This is a genomic window from Roseicella aerolata, from assembly GCF_020523605.1.
Taxonomy (GTDB): domain Bacteria; phylum Pseudomonadota; class Alphaproteobacteria; order Acetobacterales; family Acetobacteraceae; genus Paracraurococcus; species Paracraurococcus aerolatus.
Genome location: NZ_JAJAQI010000005.1, coordinates 1 through 25,118, shown reverse-complemented (window position 1 = coordinate 25,118; position 25,118 = coordinate 1). Strand labels below are relative to the sequence as shown.

Genomic DNA, 25,118 nt, shown 5'->3' with positions numbered 1-25,118 from the left:
GCCGGCGATGCCGGCCTTCGGCACCGTCCGGCGAGCATCAGAGGGACAGCACCGCGCCGGAGCCATGGCGGATGGTGAAGTCGCCGGACTCGCCCGTGAGGAAGCGCAGCGGCGTCTGCCGGTTGGGCGTGGCCAGCGCGACCAGCGCCGTCATGCCCTCCGGCACCCGCAGCCGGTAGAGCGTGCCCGGCCCGATGACGGCCAGGTCGTCCGCTCCAAGGCCGATGGTTTCGGTCGAGGCGGCGGCGGCGGTGGCCAGGGCGAGGGTCGCGCCGCCCCTGGCCAGCCAGCGGGACTCGCCGTCCGGGGTGAATTCCGGCAGGGCATGGCTGTCCCGCACGATGTCGAGCAGCAACTGCCCTTCGCCGATGCCAGTCACCAGCGCGGCGCATTCGGTGGGGGCCGGCAGTGGCTCGGCGGTGCTCGGCTGCGCGAAGCGCGTGGTGCCGCGCATCAGCTCGGCCCGGCAGACCAGCGGGTTGTCATCGAAGGCGCCGCGCAGGAGGCCAAGCGGGGCATCGCGGAACAGCAGGCCCGGCAGCGCCGTCAGTACATCGGCCTCATCGAGGCTGCCGCGCGGGGAGAGCGGGCCCGCGGGCAGCCGCGCCACCGCCTCCGTCATGCGTATATCGAATCCCGCAGGCGCGAGCGCGCCGCCGAGCAGCACATGGCCGGACTCGATGAACCGGCCAAGCGGGCCGGCATTCTCCTGCGAGATGGCGCCGATCGCGACCCGGCCGGCGAGACGGCGCCGGGCATCCACCCGGTCGGTCCAGAGGCCGCCGAAGATGCTGCGCGACCAGCCCACACCCGGATGCCGGGCCCGCATGGCGCGGAAGGCATCAATATAGCCGGTCAGGTTGGTCCGCGGCAGCTCGACATCGCCGCGGGAAGGCTTCACCGCGACGAAGGCGAGTTGCGAGGGGTCGATCGCCGCCCCGAAGGCGATGTGGAAGCCGCAGCGGCCATCCCCCAGCCCGGCGGCGGCCAGATCCGGCCGGTTGAGATCGGCGATGGCCTCGCCGATCACCGCACCGTTGATCATGGCCTGCACGAGGATCGGCTCCGATGCACGATCGTCATGCGCCCAGCCGCTGGCGGCGAGTGGCGTCAGCTCATCGATGGAGCCGCGAATGGTCATGCGGCCTCGTCCCTCAACTCGTCATGGCCGGCGCGCAGCGCCGCGCCGTACAGGTCGAGGATCGCGGCACCGGTCTCATTGATGGTGGGCGGCACCGCCATGGTCTGCTGCAGGGCAAGCAGGCGTTGCGGATCCGTCGCCAGGCCGCGCAGCAGCATCGCAAGCGAATGCGCGCTCCCGGCCTGGAAATGGAAGCCGTCCAGCCCATAGCGCACCTTCTCCGCCATGCCGCCGATATCGGAGCAGATGACGGGCCGGCGGTTCAGCAGCGCCTCCTGGATCACCAGCGGCGAGTTCTCCCACCAGATGGAGGGGACGAGGACGGCATGGACCGAGCGCATCAGCGCATCCACCCGGCGGTTCTCATAGGGGCCGCGGAAGCTGAAATTCGGCGGCGCCTTGGCCAGCTTCGCCTCGAAATCCTTGCGGAACGGCTCGGGCTGGCCGGAATGGTCGCCATGGACGTCGATGCGGACATTGCGCACGCCTGCCTCGTCCAGCATCCGTGCCGCCTCGATCAGGACATTGATGCCCTTGAGCGCGGAGATCTGGCCGAAGAAGCCGACCGTCAGCCCGTCCGCAAAGCCCGGATAGGTGTTGGGACGTTCGCGCGGCGCCCGGACGGGCATGCCGTTCTCAATCATGGTCAGCTTCTCGGCGGGCAGCCCCCAGGCGACATAGCGGTCGATCAGGAACTGGCTCGGCGAGACGAAGTGGTCCACCAGGCGGAAGAACCGCTTCATGAAGAGCTCGCGCAGGAAGAAGTCCTGCTCCGACTTCTCCGGGAAGCATTTGTGGCAGGCGCGCGGGCTGGCGCCGTCACAGAGCGAGAAATTCGGCCGCTTCACCATCTGACCGAAATGGTTGCAGATGGCCAGGTACTCATGCAGCGTCAGGATGATGCGCACCTCCGGCAGCGCGCGCCGGATCTGCAGCAGGGCCTCGATGCCAAAATTGGTGTAGTGGTGCAGGTGGATCACGTCCGGCCGCAGATCCTGCAGCAGGGTCATGAACTCCGGCGGGAATTCAGGATCCCCGTTCGAGTGGATGAAGTGGTCGAAACCGTGCCCGACATAGGCGTAGTCATCCGGCCCGAAGGGCTGGATGAGGCGGACGCCCAGCCGCTCACCGATCTTTCCCGGCGCGGCGGCGAGGAACCAGGTGGTCACGCCCGGCTGCGCCTTCAGGTACTCATAAAGCTGGAAGGCCGCGATCTCCGCCCCGCCGCGGGAGACGCGCGGGTCCATATGCGACATGATGAGCACGCGCAGCGGCGCGCGCTCCGGCGCGGGCAATTGGCGGGGCTGCGGCACGGCGGCCGGCTTGGGCGTGCGGGCCTTCGTCCGGCCACGCAGGGCTGCGCGGATCATCGCGGCGCCACTCTCCATAGGTTTGCGGGTCATGCGAGGCGCAGCACCGTCTCGGCCGCCGGTGCCTCCGGGAACAGGTGCCCCCAGCGACGCGCGAAGGTCCAGCCGTTGACCAGCGTCAGGTTGTGCCGCCAGAAATTGCCCGGCGTTCCCTGCGACTGGCGCTCCAGGTGCCAGAGCACGGCATCCTCATGCACTGCGCAGTCGAGACCCTTGGCGCGGATGCGGAAGCAGAGATCGGCATCCTCGAAATCGCCGATGACATAGTCCGTGTCGAAGCCGCCTAGTTCCTCGGCAAGGCTGCGGCGCAGCACCATGCAGGCGCCGGTCACCGCTTCCGCCCGCTGCACGCCGAGCGAGGGGCGGCGCATCCGGCCCTTCCCCGGATGCATGGCATAGGGGAAGTTGCCGAGCTGCGGCAGCCGCTTGAAGGTCATGCCGGCATGCTGGACGGTGCCGTCCTCGAAGGTCAGCAGCCCACCGGTGATGCCGAGGCCCGGATCCTCCTCCAGCGCGCCGATCAACAGGTCGAGCCAGCGCGGCTCATGCGGCATGACATCCGAGTTCAGGTAGCAGACATACTCGCCGCGGCACTGCGCGAGGCCGGCATTGTTGGCCGGCGCGTAGCCGAGATTCTCCGGCAGCAGCACCAGGCGCATCGGGATGCCGAAGCGCCGCCAGGCCGATTGGGCAAGCTCCATCAGCGCCGCCTTCTTCGGCGGATCATCCAGCACATAGACCAGCTCGTCGCCCGGCAGGCCGTGCTCGGAGAAGAGCGCGCACTGGTACATCAGGTAGTCGATGCGGCCATAGAGCGGGATGATGACAGAGCAGCGCGGCTGCGCCGGCAGATCGCCGACCTCGACGATGGAGGGCCTGCCGGCAGCAGCCAGGCGCTGGCGGTTCAGCGCCACCACCGGCGGGCCGAGGACGCGGTCGCAGCGCTCCACCACCTCGTCCGGCGCGAGCTGGATGGTGCCGAGCATGCGCCGAATGGCCGTCGCGCCGGCGCCGCCCGGGGCGGGCAGGGGCTTGAAGCCGATATCTCCGCCTGCGAGCTCGACCTCCAGATGCATTTCCTTCGGATCAAGCTCCGGCGCCTCAACATAGGCGAGGAAACCGTGGCGGGCATGGTCCAGGCTGAAGCGGTCGCTGAAGGCGTCCTTGATGTCGGTGCGCTCGATGGCGATCCAGCGCTCCGCCAGCGGGGCGGAGAGCTTGCCGCGCGAGCGCAGACGGATCGCGGTGACGGCGCTGTTCGGGTCCAGGAACCAGCCCATCAGCACCGCGCCGGCACCCGGCGCGACCAGCACGCTGTCGACCGCCAGATGCACCGGCGCCGGCAGCTTCGCCAGCGTATCCTCGCCCTCATAGGCAGGCTGGGCCAGCACCTTCAGCAGCGGCGTCTTCGGCTTGCGGGTGGTGGCGCTGAGCAGCGTGCGGACCATGCCGAGCAGCTCCGCCTCCGGCATGCGGGCGATGCCCATGGAGGGGCTGAGGCTGCGCTCACCCTCCAGCTCGATGGTCAGCCCCTCCAGCAGGCCGGGATCGTTCAGCATGCTGGGGAGGAAGGCGATATAGCCGAGCCCGAGCCCGGCGATGTCCTGGCGCGGATAGGGGCTGATCGCCGCCTCGACCTCGACCGTCCCTTCCTCGAAGCGGGCGATGGCGCGGCAGGTCTCGACGCCCTTCAGCGCCTCGCCCTTCAGCCAGCCGCTGAAGAACCAGCCGCCCAGGCCCTTGGCGTAGCCATGCCAGTCGATATAGCCGTCCGGCTCCGGCTGGGTCGGCATGGCGGGCGCGGCAGCCTGCGGCGCCGGCGCGGGGCGCGCGCCGCGGTGCAGGATGCGGCCGCGCCGGGGGCTGCTGCCCTGCAGCGCGCCGATGCGGTGTCCGCCGGCCAGCAGCTCATAGGCATGCTGGCCTTCCAGCAGGGTGCGCTCATGGCCGGCCGCGGCCATCAGGCGTGCGATCTCCTCGAGCCCCAGCTCGAAGCCGAGAGGGCGTCCGCCCGCGGCCGCGCTGAAGGGCAGGTCAGGCCGGGCGCCGTTCGGGAGGAGCGGGATGCGCGCCTCGCCATCCACCACCAGTTCCAGCCGGCCTTCCTCTTCCGGCCCGTGCCACTGCGCCGGGTTGAAGGCCCAGCCGGCCAGGCGATCCGGGGAGACATGGTCGAGATGGCCGCGCGGCCGGAAGGGGCGTGGCGCGAGCTCGGCGAGCGGCTGGGTCAGCAGCTCCCGCACCCCGGCACGGAGCGTGAGGGAGAGCGGTTCCTCCGCATCCTCCGGCCGTGGCAGGTCCAGCAGGAAGCCACAGGGTTCCGCGGCGATGCCGCGCTCCGCCAGGTCACGCCGGCGCAGGAAGCGGCCGATCGGATGCGTGCTGCCATCCGCCAGGGACAGGGAGATGGCAGCGCTCGGCGTGCTGCCCTCCGGGCCCGAGACCCAGCCGCTGACCAGCAGGAAGCGGCTGCCGAGTTCCACCGCCTCGATCCGGCCGCGATGACCGGCGGCGCGCGCCGGCGTGGCGCGCAGGGGCGCGGTTCCGGCGGCGCTCATCGCCGGGCCTCATGGGTGCCTGGAATGCGGCGCGCCGGGGCACGGCGCGGCTGGAGCAGGGGGGGCATGCGAAAGGACGCCACGTCGCTCGGGACTCCGCTTACCATTGCACAGGGGCTCGGCGGCATCCGCCCGCAGCGGCCGCAGGGACGAGGTAATCGCCGAGCAGCCGGTGCCGAACCCGAAGTAGAGACAGCACTGAAACCGGCGCGGATATTCATTCGTATACCCGCGACCACGGCAAACTGCCGGGCACTGGTGACCGGTGTGTGAACCGCGCGTGAATGCGGCGTGCCGATGCCAGTGCGGCCCCCGTCGCGGTCGGGGTGACCGGCCGTTCGGGCGCAGGCGCTGTGGTCGCTGCCCGGCGCAGCACCGGACGTGACGAGGAGCGGAGGGGGGGGTGTCCGGTCGGCTATGCCGCGATGCGGTCGATCCGGTCCCGCAGCCGATACCAGCCACCGATGAAGGGCAGCACCCAATTCGGGTTGCCGGCATAGAAAGGCCGGGTCGGGAAAGGCAGGCCATCCAGCGCGAAACGTTGATTCGCCGCGCCGGCGAGCTTCAGTGCCACATTGTGCCCGAGCCAGGTCGCCATCGCCACGCCGCTGCCCTGGCAGCCCGCGGCATAGTGGATCCCCCGCTCCACGCCGATATGCGGAAGGTGATCGAAGGTGAAGGCCACATACCCCGTCCAGGCATGGGTGATCTTCACGTCCTTCAACTCCGGGAAGCAGGCGGTCATGTATCCGTGCAGCGCCGGCGCCGTGTCCTCGGCGGTGGCTGCGCGGAAGCTGGCCCGCCCACCCCAGAGGATGCGCTTGCCGTCCGGCGAGGGACGGAAATAGTTCAGCACGCGCTTGCTGTCGGAGATCATTCGCCGGCCCGGGAAGAGCCGGTCGATCACCGGTTCGCCCAGTTCCTCGGTCGCGATGATATAGCTGTTCAGCGGCACCAGGCGGCGCGCCAGCCAGGGCATCGCGGTGCCCCGGCGGTCCAGCGAATAGCCATTGGTGGTGACCAGCACCGCGTCGCTGCGGATCTCGCCCTTGTCGGTCGAGATGCGGAAGCCGCTGCCTTCCTCCCGGATGCCCTGCACCCGCACCCCATCCACCAGCCGGGCGCCGGCGCGCTCCGCCGCGGCGGCGAGGCCGCGCGCATATTTGCCGGGATGCAGGCTGCCGGTCGCCGCCACCAGCATGCCGCCATGGTAATGATCGCTCCCCAGCGCCTCCCGCTGGCGCTCCTTCGGCAGCATGGAGACCGGCAGGCCGGTGATCTCGGCCAGCGACTCCGCCCGCCGTGCCATCGCCTCGTAATGCCCGCGCGACCATGCAGCGGAGAAGCGGCCGCAGCGAACATAGTCGCAGTCGATCCCCTCCCGCGCGATGGTCTCCTCGATGAAGGGCAGGCTCGCGGCGGCCGTGCCGGTGATGGCCCTGGCCTGCTCGGCGCCGAAGGCCTTCTCCAGCCCGGCGCCGGCCACCTTCAGCCCGCCCGAGACCATGCCGCCATTGCGGGAGGAGGCGCCCCAGCCGATCCGCTCGGCATCCAGCACCACCACCTGCCGGCCCAGGCGCTGCAATGTCAGCGCAGCCGAGAGCCCGGCATAGCCGCCGCCCACCACCACGACCGGTGCGCGATCCGGCAGGGTATTGTCCCGCTGCGGCGGTTCCGCCGCCTCCCACCACCAGGGGCGGGTCTTGAAGCCGGGGGCGAGCAGCGGATGCGGCATGCAGGGGGTTTCCCGATGGGCTGCGGATGCGCTTTGATGCGGCGAGGGAGAGGTTCACGCCGGCGGCCGACAACCGCAAGAGGGGACCCATGCAGACATTCCAGCAGGACTGCGTCGCGCTGGCGCGGGAGCTTCATGCCCGCGGGCGCATCTCCCGCCGCGGCCTGATGCAGGCATTGGCGGCCCTTGGCGCCCTGGGCGGCGCGGAGGCGCTGGCACAAGCCGAGCGGCAACTCGTCATGGTCAATTGGGGCGGCCTGGCGAATGACGGCTTCGGCCGTTTCTACGGAGCGCCCTTCGCCGCGGAGACGCCGGGTTGGCGCGTGGTGCAGGACAGCACCGGCCCCTCCACCGGGCGGATCCGCAGCATGGTGGAAAGCGGGCGCGTCACCTGGGATCTCTGCGACAGTTCGGCCAGCGGCGCCAACCTGCTCGGCAAGCTTGGGCTGGCAACCAGGATCGACTATTCGATCGTGAACCGGGAGAATGTGATCGGCCCCGGCTTCGCCCTGGACTACGGCGCGGCGCCCTATTCCTTCAGCTCCGTCCTTGTCTATGACAGCAGCAAATTCCCGGCCCCGCCCAGGTCCTGGGCGGATTTCTGGGATACCCGCCGCTTTCCCGGCACGCGACTGCTGCGCCGCGACGCCACCTGCGTGCTCGAAGCGGCGCTGATGTCCATGGGCAAGGCGCCGGGCGCGCTCTACCCGATCGACATGCGCGCCGGCATCAGGCGCGTCACGGAGCTGAGGCGCAACCTAGTGTTCTGGACCAACGGCTCGGAGAGCGAGCAGTTGATGCGCACGGGCGAGGCGGTGATGGGCCAGATCTGGCACACCCGCGCCTCGGTGCTGGAGAAGGAGACCAATGGCCGCCTGAAGTTCATCTGGGACCAGGCCATCCTGCAGCCTGGTATCTTCGTCATTCCAAAGGGTAATCCGGGCGGCGAGATGGCGCAGCGGCTGCTGGCGAGCATGCTGACGAAGCCGGAGCCGCAGGTCGGGCTGCTCGGCCTGCTCGGCAACGGGCCGACCAATCCGAAGGCCGCCGCCATGGTCCCTGCGGAGCTGAAGCGCTTCAACCCCACCGATCCGGAGAACGAGAAACTGCAGGTGGTGATTGATGGCGCCTGGTGGGGCGAGAACTACCAGACGGTCAACCAGGAGTATCTGGACGCCGTCACCGGCTAGGATGAGCGGCAGGACTGCCATGGCCGCGGCTGCGCGGTCGTGGCGCAGGCCACCCCTCGTGCCATCGGCAGGAAGGATGCTCTGCGCCCGGTGACCCACGTCTTGTTGCGCGCCCGGGGCGCGCTGGCGAACAGGCTCGACCTCGCTGCGGCAAGGATGCGCATCGGCTCCCGGTCCGCGCCACAGATGACCTGCATGGCCCGGTTCCTGCTTGGTGCCGCGCCGACACGGACGCAGACCCTCAGCATGAGGTGCGGATGACCAAGCGCCGGGTGATGGCGGTGAAGTCGGGTGGGTACGAGGGCTTCGCCGAATGGCAGGCCTGCTTCGCCGAACTCGATCCCGCCCTCGTACCGCTCTACTGGGAGGAGGCGCTGCGGCGCCCTGCCGAGATCGATTACGCGCTGGTCTGGGACCCCGATCCCGGCCAACTCGCCCGCATGCCGAAGCTGCGCGCCATTTTTGGCTCGGGCGCCGGCGTGGACGGCATCCTGGCCGATCCGGAACTGCCGCGGCACATTCCCATCATCCGTATGGCGATTCCCGCGGCGACGCAGCGCATGGGCGAATTCTGCTGCTGGGCCGTGCTGTCGCTGCTCAAGGATGCCCGCCGCATGGCCATCGCCCAGGCCGGGCGCCGCTGGGACTATTTCGAGCCGCCGCACCGCGCAGATCTGCGCACCGTCGGCATCATGGGCCTCGGCACCATGGGGAGGCGCAGCGCGGAGATGCTGCAGGGCATCGGCTTCCCCGTCATCGGCTGGTCCCGCAGGCGCAAGAGCATACCGGGTGTCCAGAGCTATGCCGGGGATGCGGAACTGCCGGCCTTCCTCGCCCGCAGCGACATCCTGGTCTGCCTGCTTCCCGCGACGCCGGAGACGCATCACATCATCCGGGCCGAGACGCTGGCACGGCTGCCATGGGGCGCGGGCTATGTCGGCCTCGGGCGAGGCATGCAGCAGAAGCTCGGGGATATCCTGGCGGCGCTCGACACGGGCCGGCTCTCCGGCGCGGTGCTCGATGTCTTCGAGCCGGAGCCACTGCAGCCGGAGCACCCGCTCTGGGGGCATCCGCGGGCGATCATCACCGCCCATGTCGCCAGCCTGCCGACCAGGGCCGAGCGCGCGGCCTTCGTCGCAAGCGCCATCGCCGGCTTCGAGCGCGGCGAGCCGCTGCCGAACCTGTTCGACCCAGCCCGAGGCTACTGACATGCAGACCAGCCCGTCAGCGTCGCTGCGTGATCCCTCCGGGGGCTCCGGCCTGCCGCCCCCGCCCAGGCGCCCGGATCCCACCCATGTGCCGACCGAAGGCGAGTTGCGGGAGGAACTGGCCGCAGCCTACCGGCTGATGGCGCTTCACGGCATGACCGACCTGGTCTTCACCCATCTCTCGGCGCGGCTGCCGGGAGAGGGGCGTCGCTTCCTGGTGAACCCCTACGGCCTGCTCTTCGAGGAGATCACGGCGAGCAGCCTGGTCCTGGTGAATGCCGAAGGCGAGCTGGCGCAGGAGACAAGCTGGCCGGTGAATCCCGCCGGCTTCGTCATCCATTCCGCAGTGCATCTCGGCCGCGCCGACGCGCATTGCGTCATGCACACCCACACGCTGGCGGGCATGGCGGTGGCGGCGCAGCAGGGCGGGATCCTGCCGCTGAACCAGATCTCCATGGAATTCGATGGCCGCGTCGCTTACCACGACTACGAGGGCGTGGCGGCGGATGACAACCTCTCGGAATGCGAGCGTCTGGTGGCCGATCTCGGCGACAGGCCCTGCATGGTGCTGCGCCACCACGGGCTGCTGACGGTCGGCCGGACAGTGGCCGAGGCCTTCTACTGGATGTGGTACCTGGAGCAGTCCTGCCGCATCCAGCTTGCCGCGCAGGCTGGCGGGGTGCCGCTGGCCATCCCCTCCCGCGGGACCATCGAGCGCACGCGGGCGCAGTTCAGCACCGGCCCGACCAAGGGCTGGTTGCCCTGGCAGGCCTTGAAGCGGAAGCTGGACCGCGAGCAGCCGGACTACAGGGATTGAGCGCCGCGGCGGGACATGCGCTGGAGCTGCGCGGCCTCTCCAAGCGTTATGGCGGCTTCACGGCCGTGGACGCTGTCTCGCTTCGGGTGGAGCGCGGACAGTTCCTGACCCTGCTGGGCCCCTCCGGCAGCGGCAAGACCACCATCCTCATGGCCATCGCCGGCTTCGTCGCGCCGAGCGAGGGCGCGGTGCTGCTGGACAGGCGGGACATCACTGCCTTGCCGCCGGAGCGGCGCGACTTCGGCATGGTCTTCCAGGGCTATGCGCTCTTTCCGCACATGACGGTCGCGGAGAATGTCGCCTTCCCGTTGCGCGTCCGCGGTATGCCGCGGGCGGAGCGCGACGCCAAGGTGCGCGCGGCGCTCGACCTCGTGCAGCTTTCCCGCTTCGCCGACCGGCGCCCCTCCCAGCTTTCCGGCGGGCAGCAGCAGCGCGTGGCGCTGGCGCGCGCCCTCGTCTTCGACCCGGCCCTGCTGCTGCTGGACGAGCCACTCTCGGCACTGGACAAGAAGCTGCGGGCCGAGTTGCAGGAGGAACTGAAGGCGCTGCATCGCCGCGTCGGCCGCACCTTCGTCAACGTGACCCATGACCAGGAGGAGGCGCTCTCGCTCTCCGACCGGGTCGCCATCCTGAACTACGGCAGGCTGGTCCAGATCGGCGCGCCGGAGGTGCTGTACGAGCAGCCGCGCACCCGCTTCGTCGCAGACTTCCTCGGCAAGTCAAACTTCCTGCACGGTACGGTGCGGGAGGTCAGGCCGGACGGCATGGCGCTGCAGGCCGGCGCAACGCGGCTGGTGCAGGCGGTCGAGGGCGCCCATCCCGCCCCCGGCACGCCGGCGCTGCTGTCCCTGCGCCCGGAAAAGATAGTCCTGCTGGCCGAGGATGAGGGGGCGGAGAACGAGGTGGACGGCACCATCGCCGCCTGGGCCTATCTTGGGGCCGGCTACAGCCTTGCGGTTCGCACGCGCGACCTTGGCGAGATCCGCGTTGCGCTGCCGGCCTGGCGAGCGCCGATCACGCCAAGGGAGGGGTTGCCGGTCCGCCTCGGTTGGGCCGCCGACGCCGCGGTGCCCGTGCTGGAGGATGCCGATGCCGCGTGATGCGCCCGCCCTGTCCGCGGCCGGCGCGGCGGCGCGTACCCGCCACATCCTTCCGCGCGATGCCGGCTGGTATGGGCTGCTCCTGCCCGCCTTCCTGCTGATGACCGTCCTCTATGTCGCGCCGATCCTGCAGGTGCTGGCGATATCGGTGACCGAGCCGGTGCCGGGCTTCGGGAATTACGAACGCCTCTTCACCAATGCCGGCGTGCAGCGGGTGATCGGCACGACGCTGCGCATCTGCCTCATCACCACCGCCGTCGCGCTCCTGCTGGGCTATGTCCTGTCCTATGTCATTACCCTCGCCACGCCGCGGGCGCAGCGCTGGTGGCTGCTGGCCGTGCTGGTGCCGCTCTGGATATCGGTGCTGGTGCGTGCTTTCGCCTGGGTGACCCTGCTGCGCCGGCAGGGGCTGGTGAATGAGGGGCTGCAGGCGGTCGGCCTCATCGAGGAGCCGCTGCGCCTGGTCTGGAACGAGTTCGGCATCGTCATCGGCATGGTGCACTACATGGTGCCCTATGCGGTGCTGCCGATGCTGGCCGCGATGAGGGAGATCGACCCGCGGCTTCTGGCGGCGGCGAGGGGTCTCGGCGCCTCCCGCTTTGCGGTGTTCAGCCGGGTCTTCCTGCCGCTCTCGGCGCCCGGTCTGGTGGCGGCGGGCGTGCTGGTCTTCATCTTCTCCCTCGGCTTCTACATCACGCCAGCCATCCTCGGCGGCGGCAAGACGCTGATGGCGGCGGAATGGATCAAGCTGCAGATCCTCGATCTGGTGCGCTGGGGCATGGGCGCGATGCTGGCGACGGTGCTGGTGGTCACGATCCTGGTCACCCTCGCGATCTTCTCGCGCGTCGTGGATCTCAGGCGGGTGTTCGGGGGAGGACACTGATGGGCGGCTATGCCTCCGGGCCCTTCGCCCGTACCGTCGCCTGGGCGACGGTCATCTACCTCGTCCTCCCGATCAGCATCGTCATTCCGGTCTCGCTGACCGACCGTCGCTACCTCTCGCTGCCCGAGGAAGGCCTGAGCTTCCAGCATTATGCCAACCTGCTGACCTCGGAGGCCTGGCTCGGCGCCATCTGGCAGAGCCTCTGGATCGCCATCGCCTCCACCCTGATCGCGGTCGCGGCCGGCACGCTCTGCGCCATCGGCTGCTGGCGCCTGGGGCGGCGGAGTACGGAACTGGTACGGGCGATGATGCTGTTGCCGCTCATCATCCCCTCCATCGTCTATGCCGTCGGGCTCTATCGCTGGTTCGGCATGCTGGATCTGCTGGACCGCTTCATGGGGGTCACGCTGGCCCATGGCGTGACCGGCATCCCCTATGTGGTGATCACCGTCTCCACTGCGCTCGCGGCCTTCGATCCGCGGCTGGAGCAGGCGGCGCGCGGGATGGGGGCAAGCCTGCTGCAGACGCTGCGCTGGGTGATCCTGCCGCGCATCATGCCAGGCATCGCCTCCGGCGCCATCTTCGCCTTCATCCATAGCTGGGACGAGCTGGTGCTGGTGCTGTTCATCGCCAGCCGGCAGGTCTTCACCCTGCCACGGAAGATCTGGGACGGGGTCAACGAGAATCTCGATCCGAGCATGGCGGCGGTCGCGGTGCTGCTGATCCTCCTAACGATCCTGTTGCTGATGCTGGACGGGGCGCTGCGGGCGCGGCGGGACCGGTAGGGCGAAGGCGCCCTACCGGCGGTTGCCCCGTGGATCGAGCGCGTCGCGCAGCCCGTCGCCCGCCAGGTCGAAGGCCAGCACCACCGGCAAGACTGCCAGGCCGGGGAGGACCGCTGGCCAGGGCGCCTGGGTCGTGCTGTTCAGCATGCCAGGGGTGGTCATGCTCGGGTTGCTGCGGCGATCGCCGCCTCGATCACCATGCGATCGAAGACGCCGGGATGGTCGCGGCCGGGCAGGAAGCGGCGGAGATGCACGAAGCGCTCCTGCGCCACGGCATGCAGGCGCCGCAACTCGGAAAGCGGATCGGGGTGGTCGTCGGCCCGGATGTCGAGATCGGGGTAAGGATCGCGGCTTGTGACCTGCAGCGCCGCCGACTGCCTGCCGCGCCTGTCGCCGCCCGCGGCCTCACCGGCCTCCAGCGCCGCGATCAGCCGCAGTGCAAGGGGCTGGCCGGCATGCGCCTGGTAGGCTTCCAGCGTCGCCTGCACCACCTGCGGCCCGGCCAGCATGTTGCCGGCCACCGAGACATCCGGCGCCGAGACGCTGCCGCACCAGTGGATGCAGGCGGCACCGGTATGCTGCGCGATCCGGCCATCGGCCGAGAGGACATGCAATTGCCGGTGCTCCCGCCCGGCATCGGCGGCGATCAGCGCATCGAGCACCACCGCCGGCGGCTCACCGGCGCGCAGCCGGGCCAGGCTGTCGGGCGCATAGAGCGGATTGACCAGCGCCTGGGTGGCAACGGCACCGACGCCACCCTCCACGCGCGGGCAGACCGCGCCAACCGCGAAGAAACGTGTCGCGACAGCGACTCCGAGTTCACCCGTGGCGGGGTCCCGGGCCAGGATGGACCATGTCATGGGTACAGGGTGCCATGGCGTGGCCCCGGTGCAAGGGGAGGCGCGGGGGCGAAACCGGCCGCCGAAGCAGCCTGCCGCCCTCAGCGTTGGCGCTGTGGCGCGGGTTTGCGCAGCGGGGCGGCGCCCTGCATCTGGAAGGAAACGGGCTGGGCACCCACCGGCATCTCGGCCAGTTCCTGGAAACGCAGGCTGCGCTGCACCGGCGTGGCGGCGTAGGCGGTGCCGGTACCGCCATCCGGCCGGTCGTAGATGAACCCGTAGGTCGGGTAGACGCGGCCGAAGGCGCTGCTGTCATGCCCCACCTGGACACGCACCGCGGTCCAGTCGTTGCGGTCGGAGACGTCGATCACGCTGACATTCTGCATGACCGTGCCCTTGCGGATACCTGGGCCGCCCCAGTTGGCATGGTCGATCAGGACATGGCGGGGACCCATCACACGGCGGACCACGGCGACATGGCCGCGAGACATGCCGCCCGTGGCGCGGAAGGCCATGACCGAACCGGGCTCCGGCCGGTGGCCCCGGTCATAATTGCCGGCGGCATTGTACCACCAGTCGCCGCCATTGCCGAAGATGGCCATACCGGTGACGCTGCGGGCATAGGGGACACAGGAGATGCCGCCATGGCTGCGGCCGCGGCGCGGGGCGGCCGCCTCGCGGCCGTGCTGGGCGGTTGCGGCCTGCTTGCCATTGGCGGAGCCCGGGTCCTGCCTGGTCCTGGCGGCCTCCGCCTTGGTCGCCGTGACGGCGGAACCCAGGAGGGCACAGAAGGCCAGTGTCGTCCCCGAGACGCGCATGAAATCCCCTGTCCCCGTTGTTGTTCCAGCAGCCGGTCCCCTGTCGCCTTCGCCACGCACCCTGTCGGGGCGTCGGCTCGCGTCACGGAGAGGCGCTTCGTGAAATCTCGGGTAACAAGGGGTGGATCAACGAGACAACCCGGCAGATTGAAACGCGACGAAACGAGAGGTGATTTGTTGGTTCGCGGGTGACTTACTGGTCCGTGAACGGAACTTTGTCCTAGATTCTGGCGGGCTGGCGAGCCATGCAACACTGTGGTGGCAGAATTGCAACGCCTGTGGGGCTGGCGGTGCAGCCTTGCCGCACCGCCTGAGTCGGGTCTGCCTCAGCGGCAGGCGGTGATCATGATCTCCACCAGATGGCGCGGATCAGCCATGTTGGCCTCCACGCAGGCGCGGGCCGGGCGACCAGCATCACCCAGCCAGCTCACCCACACCTTGTTCATGGCGTCGCGATCACGGATATCCTTCAGCCAGATCTGGGCGGAGAGCAGGCGGGTCTTGTCGGTGCCGTTGTTCTCCAGCGCCTGGTCGATCTTGGCGATGACCTCCTGCGTCTGGCCGGTGATGTCCTTGGCGAGGTCATCGGCGGTGATGCCCGCCAGGAAGACGAAATTATGGTACTCGACCGAGGTCGAGAGAATGGCATTGCTGCCCTGGCGGGTGATCTTGGACATCGGCGGTACCCCTCCGTTGCGGGAGAGGCGGTTCTAGCGCGGGCCCGCCCGGCCTGGAAACACCCGGGCGGCCTTCAGTTCACCCGATCGACCTCCATGTCGGCATAGCGAATGGCGCCCTGCCGCGCCTCGGCCACCGCTAGTCGGTGTTCAGCATCACCGTCAAGGCCAAGTGGTCGCCCATGAGTTCCAGCGCCTTGTGGCCGCGGCGGGGCAGGAGGATGCGCATCGCGCGGCAGCCGCTGAGCAAGGCCGCGAGAAGGTCGGTCTGCCCCGGTTCCTGCTGCTCCACCGCGGAGGCGCGATGCGGACGGAGAATGCGTGCCGCGACATCGCCGACTGCCGTGGCGAAGAGTTCGAGGCTCGGCAGGCCGCTCTCGGCCCCCCTGAGATGCCAGGCCGGGTCGCCATGGGCCACCACCGCGTGCAGCACCTCCTCGGGCGAGAAAAGGATGTAGCGCACCTCCTCCGGCATCATCCCGACCCTTGCGGTCCGGGCAATGCCGAACCTTGCCGATGGCCCCCGGAACTGCCCGAACTTTCCTCCTGCAACCCGCCCTGACGCGTTGCGGCGCGGCGGGTGAGGATGCCCATGATCCGGTCCGCCAGTGCGTGGTGCAACCTGGTTGTCGGCGGGTAAATCAGTCGGCGGCCTGCGGGTCGGGCGACCAGCCGAGGCCGCAGCCGCAGAAGGGGCAGCGCGGCAGCGTCGCGAGCTGCTTCTCCACCGCCTCCGGCAGCGGCGCCGGCCCGAAGGCGGCCTCAACCTCCGCCCGGATCGCCGCATGCAGCGCCGTGTCGCGGCAGGCGCCCCCGGCATAGGCCGCGGCCAGCTCGGGGGCGGCCGGCTCCAACCGGAAGGCGCGCGCCGCGCCCGGCAGCAGCGCCACCGCCGTGCAGGCGAGGCTGCGCCGCCGCATCACGGCACCGCGTAGCTGCTGCCCGAGGCCGCGGCGCCGATCATGGTCTCGAACACCGCGACGCCATGGATCGCCTCCTCCAGCGGCAGGGGATAGGCCGGGCCGCCGGCGACCGCGGCGGCGAAGGCCGAAAGCTCGGCGGCCTCGATATCCACCTTCGGGTAATCGCGTGTCCAGGCCTCGCCGCCCTCGCCGGGGACGGGCACGAAGACCAGCTGCTGCTGCCCGCGCATCTCCAGCGATCCCTTGGTCCCGTAGAGCGCCACGCGCCAGGTCTGCGGCGCCAGGGAGAGGGTGGCGAAGCCGCAGGTCGCGCCCGAGGCGAAGCGGGCCAGCATCGCCGTGGTGTCGTCCACATGCGGCAGGACACGGCGGTGCGACTGGACCGTCACCTCGGCGAAGCGGCCCATCAGGTTGATCAGCATGTCCACCATATGGATGCCCATGGCGCCCATCCCGCCGAGCGGGCTCTCGGCACGGTCGGCGCGCCACATGCCCTCCCGCCAGCCGGCGGCGGCGGGGCCGCTGATATGCCCCTCGGCATGCAGCACGGTGCCAAGCGCGCCCTCGGCCAGCAGGCGCTTCATCTCGGCGGTCGCCGGCAGGAAGCGGCGGTTGTGGCCGAGGGCGAGGACGATGCCCGCCGCCCGCGCGGCGGCGACCGCTGCCTCGGCATCCGCCTTGGTCATGGCGAAGGGCTTCTCGACGAAGACATGCTTCCCGCGCTTCGCCGCCGCGATCACCTGGGCGGCGTGCTGCCTGTGCGGCGTGGCGAGCACCACCGCCTCCACCTCCGGGTCGGCCAGCACCGCCTCGTAGCTCTCCTGCAGGCGAATGCCCTGCTCGGCCGCCCAGTCGCGCGCCTTGGCGGGCGTGCCGGTGCTGCCGGCGACGAAGCGAAGTCCGGCGTCGTTCCTGCGCTGCACGCTCTCGACCAGCACGCGGCCCCACCGGCCCATGCCCACGATTCCGGCCTTCAGCATCGCATCCCAGATCCTTCGACTCCGGCGCGGGACCGTAGCCGCCGCGGAGCGTCCTGGGCAGCCCCTGCGGGCGGATGCCGCCCCTCCGCAGACCGGCCAGGAACCGTCCGGCTGCCGGCATTCACCCGATGATGCCGTTGGCGCCGGTTGCGTCCCTCCAGCGAAGGGCCCGCCTGCCGGCGACGCGCGGCGATGCTCAGTGACGCATGCGCGTGATGACCGCGCGGAGCGGCGCCGTGATGCGCCAGGAGCGGCTGCCGAGGACATTGCGCAGATGCCCCTCCGCCACCTCCAGGGCAGTGGCGCTGGCCGCGATCTCCGCCTGCAGCCGGCCGACCGTCTCCTCCCGCGCCGCGAGGGCGGCGCGCAGCCCGGCGGCCTCGCCCTCCCGCTCGGCCAAGCGGGCGGCAAGGCCGGCGCATTCGCCCTCGCGCGCGGCGAGCGCCTGCTCCAACGTGGCGAGCCGGGCGGCAAGCGCGGCGAGGTCGCCGTCCCGCGCGGCGAGGCGGGCGGTGAAGGCCGCGACATCCTGCTCGCGCGCGGTGAGGCGGGCAGTGAGGGCGGCATTCTCCGCCTGCTGCTCCGCGAGTCGGGCCGTGCCCGCTGCCAGCGCCGCATCGCGCTCGGCCAGCGCGGCGCGGAGCGCGGCGATCTCCAGCATCTCGTCGGTCTCGGCGCGCTCAGCCTCCCGTCGTGGAGGGGCGCCCTCGGACCCGTCCAGGATGTTCACCGCGGCCACATGGTCGGCGATGCGGCCGCGGCGGCGCAGCGGCGTCGGCGCTGACTTGCGGAAGACGGCGACGAAATCGCACCAGCCTTCGCCACCCTGCTTGCCGATGAAGCTCTCGGCCAGGGTCACGTCAATGCCGCGGCGCGCCGCCCACTCACACAGTGCCTGGCTGGCATCCGGGTAGAAGCGCCAGCAATCCAGCGGATAACGGTGGACCGTGTGGTTGCTCGGCGCATTGACATAGAGCAGGCCGCCGGGGCGGAGGATGCGGATCAGTTCCAGGAAGGTGTCCCAGAAGGCGATGTCGTGCTCGAAGGCCGAGGAGGTGACCGCGACATCGACGCTGCCATCCGGGAGGGGCAGCGGCTTGCCCGGGGCGACCACCACATCGACGCCCGGCCCGGCCTCCATGTCGAAGCCCACATAGCGGATGCCGCGTGGTGCGTGGTCGCGCAGGCTGCCGTTCACGTCATAGCTGCCGAGTTCCGCCACCACGGCGAATTCCGGCTGCCAGTACAGCTCGAAGAACAGCCGGCCGTGCTCATGGGCGGTATCGTGCATGGGGGCTCCGTCAGGCGCGCGGGACCGGTATGACCACGGCGCCGGCCGGCACAACGCCTGCGCGCATCACAAGCCGTGGAGGCATCACCTTGCGGAGGGTGGCGGATCCCGGCGGTCCTCCAGCACCTGCCGCATCCCCGGCAGGCGGTACAGGCCCCAGCCGAGCACCAGCAGCGCCAGCAGCATGGCCAGGATGGTCGGGAGCCGCAGGCCGAAGACCTCCCCCAAGGCACCGAGCGCGAGTGCGCCGAGCGCGGGGCAGGCGCGCGTGATCAGGCCCCAGAGGCTCAGCACCCGGCCGCGCATGGCCGGGTCCGCGGCATTCTGCACCAGGGTCTGGGTGGAGATGCCGTGCACCGAGCCGGCCCCGCCCATCACCGCGGCGCAGAGCAGGGCGAAGGGGAACCAGCCGGTCGCGACGAAGCCGATGGTGGCAATGGCCTGCACGCCGACCGCGCCGATCGCCAGCCGCGTCGTCCCTTCCACCCGGCCCCGGTTCGCCACCCACAGGCCGGAGAAGAGGGCGCCGATGCCGATGCAGGCGGTGAGCATCGCCAGGCCGTCCGGGCCGCGGAGGAAGATGCGCTCAACAAAGGGGGGCAGGATCTCCTGCACGCCGCGCATCAGCACGGCGGCGATGGCGGCGAAGCCCAGCAGCGGGCCGATGCCGGGATGGCGGCCGGCATAGCGGAAGCCGGCGATCGCCTCCGCCCAGACGCTGGCTTCCGGCGCGTGGCCACGGCGCTGGGCGGCTTCCACCCGCAGCAGCGGCATGGTGAAGGTGGCGATGAGATAGGCGAGGGCGTTCAGCATGATGGCCGGCACCACGCCGCCGACCGCGATGAGCGGCCCGGCGATGGCGGGGCCGATGAAGCGGGCGACGTTGAAGCAGAGCGAGTTGCAGGCAACGGCCGCCGGCAGGTCGGCACGAGGGACGAGGCCGGGCATCAGGCTCTGCCGTGCCGGCTGGGAGAAGCTGGCGGCGATGCCGCTGAGCACCTCCAGCGCCAGCAGGATGCCGATGCTGAGCTGGCCAGCCGCGAGCAGGGCGGCGACCATGGCGGCCTGGGCGGCAATGGCGGCCTGCGAGAACATGGTGAGCTTCACGCGGTCCATGCGATCCGCGACCGCGCCCGCGATCGGGCTGAAGACCACCGCCGGTGCCAGGTCGCAGAAGGCGACCATGCCGACCCAGAAGGCGCTGCCCGTCATCTCCCAGGCGAGCCAGGAGACGGCGATGCGATGGACCCAGAGACCGGTCCAGGCCGTCAGGGAGGCCGAGAAGAAGAGCCGGGCATCACGGTGCGACAGTGCCCGTCCCAGGGCCCCGAAAGATGCCACGGTGCTAACCCTGGCCGGTCCAAGGGTCGCCTGACCCCTGGTGGGGGGCTCGGGGGGCAAGGCCCCCCGATTGCCGGGGGTGGCTCACGCTCAGCGCTGCGGCGCGGCCCTTGTATTCTCCTGTACGCACTGCTCGGCCAGCCGGTCGCGCTCGAAGATCCGGCCCAGCCGGTCCGTCTCCGCCCGCCGGGCGAAGATGCTGGCTTCCGAACCGATGCGCGAGTCGCGCTCGTCCTCCCGCATCAGCTGGCCGCGGTCGCGCATGGTGATGATGCGGTCGGCGTCGCGCCGGCAGGCGGCGGCGATCGCCGCCTGGTCCCGCACCGCCTGGTTCGGCGCCGGCGCCGAGAAGGTCTGGCCCGGCGCCGCGGGCACCGCCGGGCGGGAGGGGCCGACGGCGACAGGGGAAATGGCCGGGTCGCGCCCCTCCGGTGCACAGGCGGCCAGGCCGGTCAGGACCAGAGCTGCAAGAAGCGCGGCAGGGCGGGGCAGGCGAGGCAGCAGGCTGGTCATGGATGGGATCTCACGCAATACGGCGCCGGTCGGCGCCAGGCGGCAACCGCTGCGACAATAGCCTCCGGAGCCCCGCCTCGTCGAACCTCGCCACCGCATCGAGCGGCATGCTGGCCGCAGCCTCGAGCAAGGCGGGGTGCAGGTCGATGCCGTCCGGCGTCACGTCGAAGAGCGGGGCGAGAGCGGGAACCCGCGCCAGGACTTCGACAAGGGCCAGCAGGCGCAGGCAGAGAGCCAGGCCGGGCAGGGTGCCGAGGCCGACCTCATTGTCGATCGCTTCCGCCCAGCAGCCGGCATCGGCATCAGCGATCGCGAGCTCGGTCGAGTCGCCGCCGGGGCGGGCGAAGCGGAGCAGGCGCGGCGGGCCCCAGAGCTCCAGCGCGGCAGCGCGGCGGGCGAGCGACCAGGCGGAGAGGAGCTCCGCGGGCGGGACCGGCGGCAGGTGCTCGGGCGGGATGGGGATGACATAGGTGAGGGCGCCGGCGGGGCTGCGGGCGACACGAATGGGGCCGGGCATCGGGGGAGTGTGGGGTCGGCGAGGGGGTGGGGAAAGGGGAGTTGCGCGCGCGCCCCGGTCGCCCACGGGAGTTATGCGCCGGACCCACATCGCTTTGGCGTGAGCGGCACGCTGCGGGCAAGGCGGGTAATGCTGCTGCCGGGGCCACCTCCGCCGGTTGGGAGCGTTGCAACTCACCTTTTCACCCGGGGATGTACGCCCATGAACCGCCACAGGCCCCGGGATGTCGCCCCCGACGAAACGGCGGCACAGACGGATGGCGAGGCGCAGCGGCTCCTGGCGCTCCGGCGCTATGCCATCCTCGACACGCCGGCCGAGCCGGCCTTCGATCGGATCGCAGCGCTGCTGCGGGACCTGTTCGGTACGCCGATCGGCCTCGTCTCCCTGATCGACGAGACGCGGCAATGGTTCAAGGCGCGCATCGGCGTCGAGGTCAGGGAGGTGCCGCGCGCGCAGGCCTTCTGCGACTTCACCATCCTGCCCGCCGGGCGGGAGGGCGCGCTGGTGATCGAGGATCTCAGCGCGGATCCGCGCTTCCGGGACAACCCGCTGGTTGCAGGGGAGCCGCATTTCCGCTTCTACGCCGGCGCGCCGATCGTGACGCCCGCGGGCGAGTGCATCGGCACGGTCAGCGTGCTTTGCTTCACCCCGCGCCCCGCGGGCGTGTCGCTCGCGCAGCGGCGCTGGCTTCGCACCATGGCTGCCATGGCGACGGATGAGCTGGAACTGCGGCTGCAGGCCCGATTGGCGCAGGAGGCGGCCGCGCGGGCCGAGGCCGCGATGCAGGACGCGGCGGCGGCGCTGGCCGCCGAGGCCAGGCTGAGGCGGGCGCAGGAAGCGGCCGGGGTGGTCGCCTTCGAATTCGGACCTGGCGGGGGAGCGGAAGGCCATGGCCCGGCGCTGGGCGCAGCGCTGCGCGCGCTGCATGGCCTGCCACCGGACGGGCCGCTCGACCCCGCGGCGGCGCTGACGGTGGTGCATCCGGATGACCGGGCCGCGATGGCAGCGACCCTGGAGCGGCTGGCGGCGCAGGGCGGACCCTTCGAGCAGGAATACCGCGTGCTGTTGCCCGAGGGGGGGCTGCGCTGGCTGCAGCTCCGCGGCGCGCTGCGGCCGCCGGGCGACGGCCGGCCGGGGCCGCCCTGGCGCGTGGCCGGCGTGGCGCAGGACGTCACCGCGCGCCGCAGCGCCGAGGAGGTGCGGACGCTGCTGGCGCGGGAGGTCGACCATCGCGCCAAGAATGCCCTGGCGGTGGTGCAGGCCGCGCTGCGGCTGACGCCGAAGGACGACCCGGCGGCCTATGCGGCCGCCATCGAGGGCCGCATCGCCGCCCTGGCGCGGGCCCATGCGCTGCTGGCCCGGCAGCGCTGGGAGGCGGCCGATCTCGGCGCCATCATCGAGGCGGAGCTGGCGCCCTTCCTGCGGAAGGCGAAGGATCCGGCGGAGGCGGCCCTGGCCGCCAACCCGCGCGCCCGGCTCGAGGGCGCGGCGATCACCCTCGCGCCGCATGCGGTGCAGCCGCTGGCGATGGTGGTGCATGAGCTTGCGACCAATGCGACCAAGCATGGCGCGCTTTCCGCCACCGAGGGGTGGCTGGAGGTGGCCTGGAGCCTCGAGCCGGTCGCGGGCGGAGTGGTGCTGCGCTGGACGGAGCGGGGCGGGCCGCCGGTGGCAGGGCCGCCGGCACGGCGCGGCTTCGGCTCCCGCCTGCTGGAGACAACGATCGAGCGGCAGCTCGGCGGCACCCTGGAATGCCGCTGGGAAAGCGCGGGCTTGGCCTGCGAGATCCGCGTGCCGGCGGCACGGGTGCTGTCGGGCGCGGGGTGAGGCCCGGCGATGGCGCGGGCGGGAGGAGCCCGGCCGTTCCGGCCGGCCCCTTGCCGCCCTGACCCGCCGCGATACATGCAGGGCATCAGGGCAGGCGTGAGCGCCCGGCGCGGCCGCCTGCAAGGCCTGGAAAGCCACGCCATGATGCCTGCCGCCGCACGCCCGCTCCGCCTGCTTTCGCTGCCCGCGCCCGCGGGGCGCAGTTGGCGGGCGCAGGCCGTGGAGGGTGACCGATATCGCCGCCTTCCCTGCCAGCCGGCGCTGCGCCGGTGACCTGGCGCGCTGAGCCTCGGCCCGGGCGGCGGGAGACGCTGGCGCTCGGCGGCTGGCTGCTGCTGCCCGTCGCTGGCGCGGCGGAGGGCGAAGCGGCGGCCTGGGCCGCGCTGGCCGAGGGCGGCGTCGGGCTCTTCCGCCATGCCTATGCGCCGGGGGTGGGTGATCCGCCCGGAATGCGCCTCGGCGATTGCGCAACGCAGCGGAACCTGGATGCGGCGGGGCGGGCGCAGGCCCGCCGGCTGGGCGAGGCTTTCCGGGCACGGGGCCTGCGCGTCGGGGGCGTGCTGACCTCGGCCTGGTGCCGCTGCGTGGAAACCGCGGAATTGGCCTTCCCTGGTCAGGCCAGGGTGGAGCCGGCCTTCGACAGCTTCTTCGAGGCGCGTGTCGAGGAGACGGCGCGGACGGAAGCGGCGCGGCACATCCTGCTGGGCTGGCGGGGGCCGGGGGCGCTGGTGGTGGTGACGCACCAGGTGAACATCACTGGGCTGACCGGGGTGGTGCCGGGAAGCGGGGAGGGGGTGGTGCTGGCAAAGTCAGGGCCGGGCATCGAACTGGTCGGGCGGATACGGGTCTGAGCCTGGCCCGGCTCTGGCTGGCCCCTCCCGCCCTCCGGGGCGCCCGACCGCCTCCTGCGCTGCGCCGTGCGGGGAAATTTGTTCAAACCCGGCATCCGCGCTCAACTCGGGGCCGCGATTCCGCCACCTGCCGGGACCCCGACCATGACCGATCTCGCCGATCTCCCCGCCACCGAGGCCGTGCGGCGCCTCCGCGACGGCAGCCTGACCGCCGCCGCGCTGACCGAGGCGCTGCTGGACCGCATCGCGGCGCGGGAGCCAAGCATCCGCGCCTTCGCCTGGCTGGACCCGGCGCTGGCCCGGCGCCGGGCGGCGGCGCTCGACGCCGCGCGCGCCGCCGGGCGGCCATCGGGGCCGCTGCATGGTCTCGCCTTGGGCGTGAAGGATGTGCTGGATACCGCCGACCAGCCTTCGCAATACGGCTCTCCCATCTGGGCGGGTCACCGGCCGCGCGCGGATTCCGCCTGCGTGGCGCTCGGCCGGCGAGCCGGGGCGATTGTCCTCGGCAAGACGGTGACGACGGAATTCGCCACGCGCCATCCCGGCCCGACCGCCAACCCCGCCAACCCCGCGCATACGCCGGGCGGCAGTTCCTCCGGCTCGGCGGCCGGGGCGGCGGCAGGCTTCTTCCATGCCGGCTTCGGCACCCAGACCGCGGGCAGCATCATCCGCCCCGCCGCCTTCTGCGGCGCGGTCGGCTTCAAGCCTTCCTTCGGCACGCTGCATCGCGCGGGGATGAAGGTGATGAGCGAATCGCTCGACACCATTGGCGTCATCACCCGCACCGTGGGCGATGCGGCCCTGGTCATGGCCGGGCTGACAGGCGGCAATTTCGGCACGCCCGAGGCAAAGGCCCCGCGCGCGCCGAAGCTTGGCCTCTGCTGGGGCCCGACCGCCGACCAGGCGGGGCCCGAGACCCATGCCATGATCGAGCGCGTGGCGGCCGCCGCGGCGAAGGCAGGCGCCAGCGTGGAAGCGGTGACGCTGCCGCCCGCCGTCATCGCCGGCCTCGCCGCGCACCCGGTGGTGATGAATGGCGAGAGCGCCGAGGCGCTGACCTGGGAACTGGATCATGCGATGGCGCTGCTCTCCCCGGTGCTGCGGGAGAACATGGCGAAGGGCCGGGCGCATGGCGCGGCGGGCGTCGCGGCCGGCCGGGCCGCCTTCGCCGCGGCGCGCGCGGCCTTCGCCGAGGTGATCGCCGGCTATGACGCCATCCTGACGCCGAGCGCACCGGGCGAGGCGCCGGAGGGCCTGGGCTGGACCGGCGACCCGGCCTTCAACTCGCTCTGGACGCTGCTGCACGTGCCCTGCGTGACGGTGCCGGTCGGCCCCGGGCCGAAGGGCCTGCCGCTCGGCGTGCAGATCGTGGGTGCCTTCGGTGAGGATGCGAAGGCGCTGGCCTGGGCGGAGTGGTTGCGGCAGGCGGCGGCCTGACCGGAGCAGCCCGGTTGCCGGGACGCCGGCGGACCGCGCTGATCGGGTGGCCGCGCCCCGACGGGCAACCGGGCTTTTCCTGGCCTCGCGCCGCCTTCCGGGACAGTTTGGTGTCCAGGGCAGGCCCGCCAATAGAGCAAACGCCGAACGGGCCGCGTCACCGGGAGGCGTAATTTGCTCAGTCGAACAAAGGCCTAGTCTTACTGTGTCAAAGCTTTCCGGTCTTCCTATATGTGGGGGATGGTAGAGAGGCAGACAAGGCGGCCGAGGACGGGCGAGGCGCGGTTCGCGGCCTATCTGGGGGCGATCACGGCGGG

General features: G+C 71.3%; 24 protein-coding genes. 9 read left to right on the top strand and 15 right to left on the bottom strand.

What is annotated here, in order from left to right; translation table 11 throughout:
• Window positions 1-37 precede the first annotated feature (37 nt).
• The 4 genes from LHA35_RS04620 to LHA35_RS04605 all read right to left on the bottom strand — a co-directional run bounded on the left by LHA35_RS04620 (window position 38) and on the right by LHA35_RS04605 (window position 6,804).
• Entirely contained in the window at window positions 38-1,141 is a 1,104-nt protein-coding gene (locus LHA35_RS04620; protein WP_226605122.1) for a hypothetical protein, read from the bottom strand.
• The gene (locus tag LHA35_RS04615; protein WP_226605118.1) at window positions 1,138-2,511 is read right to left on the bottom strand and encodes a glycosyltransferase; all 1,374 of its coding nucleotides are present in this window, start codon (window positions 2,509-2,511) and stop codon (window positions 1,138-1,140) included. The genes LHA35_RS04620 and LHA35_RS04615 overlap by 4 nt, the downstream gene beginning before the upstream one ends.
• Window positions 2,512-2,540: 29 nt before the next feature.
• Window positions 2,541-5,069: a glycosyltransferase family 2 protein gene (locus LHA35_RS04610; RefSeq protein WP_226605115.1), complete on the bottom strand. Its 2,529-nt coding sequence runs from the start codon at window positions 5,067-5,069 to the stop codon at window positions 2,541-2,543.
• Window positions 5,070-5,484: 415 nt separating this feature from the next.
• Complete coding sequence (locus LHA35_RS04605) at window positions 5,485-6,804, bottom strand: NAD(P)/FAD-dependent oxidoreductase (RefSeq protein WP_226605113.1); 1,320 nt, start codon at window positions 6,802-6,804, stop codon at window positions 5,485-5,487.
• Window positions 6,805-6,893: 89 nt separating this feature from the next.
• Between LHA35_RS04605 and LHA35_RS04600 the strand changes: the two genes are divergently transcribed.
• The 6 genes from LHA35_RS04600 to LHA35_RS04575 all read left to right on the top strand — a co-directional run bounded on the left by LHA35_RS04600 (window position 6,894) and on the right by LHA35_RS04575 (window position 12,787).
• On the top strand, window positions 6,894-7,994 hold the full coding sequence (locus LHA35_RS04600; protein ID WP_226605109.1) for an extracellular solute-binding protein: 1,101 nt from the start codon (window positions 6,894-6,896) through the stop codon (window positions 7,992-7,994).
• A gap of 257 nt (window positions 7,995-8,251) precedes the next feature.
• Window positions 8,252-9,202, top strand: a complete 951-nt coding sequence (locus LHA35_RS04595; protein WP_226605107.1) for a 2-hydroxyacid dehydrogenase — start codon at window positions 8,252-8,254, stop codon at window positions 9,200-9,202.
• A gap of 1 nt (window position 9,203) precedes the next feature.
• Entirely contained in the window at window positions 9,204-10,019 is an 816-nt protein-coding gene (locus tag LHA35_RS04590) for a class II aldolase/adducin family protein (protein ID WP_264185365.1), read from the top strand.
• Window positions 10,016-11,119 carry an ABC transporter ATP-binding protein gene (locus tag LHA35_RS04585; protein WP_226605100.1) on the top strand — a complete coding sequence of 368 codons (1,104 nt, stop codon included), beginning with the start codon at window positions 10,016-10,018 and terminating at the stop codon, window positions 11,117-11,119. The genes LHA35_RS04590 and LHA35_RS04585 overlap by 4 nt, the downstream gene beginning before the upstream one ends.
• Window positions 11,109-12,002: an ABC transporter permease gene (locus tag LHA35_RS04580; RefSeq protein WP_226605098.1), complete on the top strand. Its 894-nt coding sequence runs from the start codon at window positions 11,109-11,111 to the stop codon at window positions 12,000-12,002. Before LHA35_RS04585 ends, LHA35_RS04580 begins: the two co-directional genes overlap by 11 nt.
• Window positions 12,002-12,787, top strand: a complete 786-nt coding sequence (locus LHA35_RS04575) for an ABC transporter permease (protein ID WP_226605097.1) — start codon at window positions 12,002-12,004, stop codon at window positions 12,785-12,787. Before LHA35_RS04580 ends, LHA35_RS04575 begins: the two co-directional genes overlap by 1 nt.
• Before the next feature lie 12 nt (window positions 12,788-12,799).
• Here LHA35_RS04575 and LHA35_RS28935 read toward each other — a convergent pair whose 3' ends face one another.
• The 11 genes from LHA35_RS28935 to LHA35_RS04520 form a co-directional block, all read right to left on the bottom strand.
• Window positions 12,800-12,949 carry a hypothetical protein gene (locus LHA35_RS28935; protein ID WP_338050841.1) on the bottom strand — a complete coding sequence of 50 codons (150 nt, stop codon included), beginning with the start codon at window positions 12,947-12,949 and terminating at the stop codon, window positions 12,800-12,802.
• A complete protein-coding gene (locus LHA35_RS04565; protein WP_226605095.1) occupies window positions 12,946-13,647 on the bottom strand; it encodes a DUF1028 domain-containing protein in 702 nt (233 codons plus the stop codon). The genes LHA35_RS28935 and LHA35_RS04565 overlap by 4 nt, the downstream gene beginning before the upstream one ends.
• Window positions 13,648-13,727: 80 nt before the next feature.
• Window positions 13,728-14,444 carry a CHAP domain-containing protein gene (locus tag LHA35_RS04560; protein WP_226605091.1) on the bottom strand — a complete coding sequence of 239 codons (717 nt, stop codon included), beginning with the start codon at window positions 14,442-14,444 and terminating at the stop codon, window positions 13,728-13,730.
• Between the two features lie 326 nt (window positions 14,445-14,770).
• Window positions 14,771-15,121, bottom strand: coding sequence for a RidA family protein (locus tag LHA35_RS04555; protein ID WP_226605089.1), 351 nt, complete (start codon window positions 15,119-15,121; stop codon window positions 14,771-14,773).
• 139 nt (window positions 15,122-15,260) lie between these two features.
• Window positions 15,261-15,596 (bottom strand): hypothetical protein, encoded by a 336-nt coding sequence (locus LHA35_RS04550; protein WP_226605086.1) that lies wholly within the window; start codon window positions 15,594-15,596, stop codon window positions 15,261-15,263.
• A gap of 166 nt (window positions 15,597-15,762) precedes the next feature.
• A complete protein-coding gene (locus tag LHA35_RS04545) occupies window positions 15,763-16,041 on the bottom strand; it encodes a hypothetical protein (protein WP_226605081.1) in 279 nt (92 codons plus the stop codon).
• The gene (locus tag LHA35_RS04540) at window positions 16,041-17,024 is read right to left on the bottom strand and encodes a Gfo/Idh/MocA family protein (protein ID WP_226605074.1); all 984 of its coding nucleotides are present in this window, start codon (window positions 17,022-17,024) and stop codon (window positions 16,041-16,043) included. The genes LHA35_RS04545 and LHA35_RS04540 overlap by 1 nt, the downstream gene beginning before the upstream one ends.
• Window positions 17,025-17,220: 196 nt before the next feature.
• Complete coding sequence (locus tag LHA35_RS04535; RefSeq protein ID WP_226605067.1) at window positions 17,221-18,315, bottom strand: methyltransferase domain-containing protein; 1,095 nt, start codon at window positions 18,313-18,315, stop codon at window positions 17,221-17,223.
• An 84-nt stretch (window positions 18,316-18,399) separates the two neighbouring features.
• Window positions 18,400-19,656: an MFS transporter gene (locus tag LHA35_RS04530; protein WP_226605064.1), complete on the bottom strand. Its 1,257-nt coding sequence runs from the start codon at window positions 19,654-19,656 to the stop codon at window positions 18,400-18,402.
• Between the two features lie 90 nt (window positions 19,657-19,746).
• Window positions 19,747-20,169, bottom strand: coding sequence for a hypothetical protein (locus tag LHA35_RS04525; RefSeq protein WP_226605061.1), 423 nt, complete (start codon window positions 20,167-20,169; stop codon window positions 19,747-19,749).
• Window positions 20,170-20,179: 10 nt separating this feature from the next.
• A complete protein-coding gene (locus LHA35_RS04520) occupies window positions 20,180-20,686 on the bottom strand; it encodes a hypothetical protein (RefSeq protein ID WP_226605058.1) in 507 nt (168 codons plus the stop codon).
• 201 nt (window positions 20,687-20,887) lie between these two features.
• On the opposite strand from LHA35_RS04520, the gene LHA35_RS04515 reads away from it, so the two are divergent.
• The 3 genes from LHA35_RS04515 to LHA35_RS04505 all read left to right on the top strand — a co-directional run bounded on the left by LHA35_RS04515 (window position 20,888) and on the right by LHA35_RS04505 (window position 24,801).
• On the top strand, window positions 20,888-22,513 hold the full coding sequence (locus LHA35_RS04515; RefSeq protein ID WP_226605056.1) for an HWE histidine kinase domain-containing protein: 1,626 nt from the start codon (window positions 20,888-20,890) through the stop codon (window positions 22,511-22,513).
• Between the two features lie 269 nt (window positions 22,514-22,782).
• Entirely contained in the window at window positions 22,783-23,364 is a 582-nt protein-coding gene (locus LHA35_RS04510) for a histidine phosphatase family protein (protein WP_226605055.1), read from the top strand.
• Window positions 23,365-23,508: 144 nt separating this feature from the next.
• The gene (locus LHA35_RS04505; RefSeq protein WP_226605052.1) at window positions 23,509-24,801 is read left to right on the top strand and encodes an amidase; all 1,293 of its coding nucleotides are present in this window, start codon (window positions 23,509-23,511) and stop codon (window positions 24,799-24,801) included.
• Window positions 24,802-25,118 lie beyond the last annotated feature (317 nt).

What these genes read in the sequence shown, in the direction of transcription:
- LHA35_RS04555 (WP_226605089.1), bottom strand. Translation starts at nt 15,121, where the DNA reads ATGTCCAAGATCACCCGCCAGGGCAGCAATGCCATTCTCTCGACCTCG.
- LHA35_RS04615 (WP_226605118.1), bottom strand. Translation starts at nt 2,511, where the DNA reads ATGATCCGCGCAGCCCTGCGTGGCCGGACGAAGGCCCGCACGCCCAAG.
- LHA35_RS04605 (WP_226605113.1), bottom strand. Translation starts at nt 6,804, where the DNA reads ATGCCGCATCCGCTGCTCGCCCCCGGCTTCAAGACCCGCCCCTGGTGG.
- LHA35_RS04545 (WP_226605081.1), bottom strand. Translation starts at nt 16,041, where the DNA reads ATGCGGCGGCGCAGCCTCGCCTGCACGGCGGTGGCGCTGCTGCCGGGC.
- LHA35_RS04590 (WP_264185365.1), top strand. Translation starts at nt 9,204, where the DNA reads ATGCAGACCAGCCCGTCAGCGTCGCTGCGTGATCCCTCCGGGGGCTCC.
- LHA35_RS04535 (WP_226605067.1), bottom strand. Translation starts at nt 18,315, where the DNA reads ATGCACGATACCGCCCATGAGCACGGCCGGCTGTTCTTCGAGCTGTAC.
- LHA35_RS04560 (WP_226605091.1), bottom strand. Translation starts at nt 14,444, where the DNA reads ATGCGCGTCTCGGGGACGACACTGGCCTTCTGTGCCCTCCTGGGTTCC.
- LHA35_RS04550 (WP_226605086.1), bottom strand. Translation starts at nt 15,596, where the DNA reads ATGCCGGAGGAGGTGCGCTACATCCTTTTCTCGCCCGAGGAGGTGCTG.
- LHA35_RS04575 (WP_226605097.1), top strand. Translation starts at nt 12,002, where the DNA reads ATGGGCGGCTATGCCTCCGGGCCCTTCGCCCGTACCGTCGCCTGGGCG.
- LHA35_RS04610 (WP_226605115.1), bottom strand. Translation starts at nt 5,069, where the DNA reads ATGAGCGCCGCCGGAACCGCGCCCCTGCGCGCCACGCCGGCGCGCGCC.
- LHA35_RS04600 (WP_226605109.1), top strand. Translation starts at nt 6,894, where the DNA reads ATGCAGACATTCCAGCAGGACTGCGTCGCGCTGGCGCGGGAGCTTCAT.
- LHA35_RS04525 (WP_226605061.1), bottom strand. Translation starts at nt 20,169, where the DNA reads ATGACCAGCCTGCTGCCTCGCCTGCCCCGCCCTGCCGCGCTTCTTGCA.
- LHA35_RS04595 (WP_226605107.1), top strand. Translation starts at nt 8,252, where the DNA reads ATGACCAAGCGCCGGGTGATGGCGGTGAAGTCGGGTGGGTACGAGGGC.
- LHA35_RS04620 (WP_226605122.1), bottom strand. Translation starts at nt 1,141, where the DNA reads ATGACCATTCGCGGCTCCATCGATGAGCTGACGCCACTCGCCGCCAGC.
- LHA35_RS04515 (WP_226605056.1), top strand. Translation starts at nt 20,888, where the DNA reads ATGAACCGCCACAGGCCCCGGGATGTCGCCCCCGACGAAACGGCGGCA.
- LHA35_RS04580 (WP_226605098.1), top strand. Translation starts at nt 11,109, where the DNA reads ATGCCGCGTGATGCGCCCGCCCTGTCCGCGGCCGGCGCGGCGGCGCGT.
- LHA35_RS04505 (WP_226605052.1), top strand. Translation starts at nt 23,509, where the DNA reads ATGACCGATCTCGCCGATCTCCCCGCCACCGAGGCCGTGCGGCGCCTC.
- LHA35_RS28935 (WP_338050841.1), bottom strand. Translation starts at nt 12,949, where the DNA reads ATGACCACCCCTGGCATGCTGAACAGCACGACCCAGGCGCCCTGGCCA.
- LHA35_RS04565 (WP_226605095.1), bottom strand. Translation starts at nt 13,647, where the DNA reads ATGACATGGTCCATCCTGGCCCGGGACCCCGCCACGGGTGAACTCGGA.
- LHA35_RS04520 (WP_226605058.1), bottom strand. Translation starts at nt 20,686, where the DNA reads ATGCCCGGCCCCATTCGTGTCGCCCGCAGCCCCGCCGGCGCCCTCACC.
- LHA35_RS04540 (WP_226605074.1), bottom strand. Translation starts at nt 17,024, where the DNA reads ATGCTGAAGGCCGGAATCGTGGGCATGGGCCGGTGGGGCCGCGTGCTG.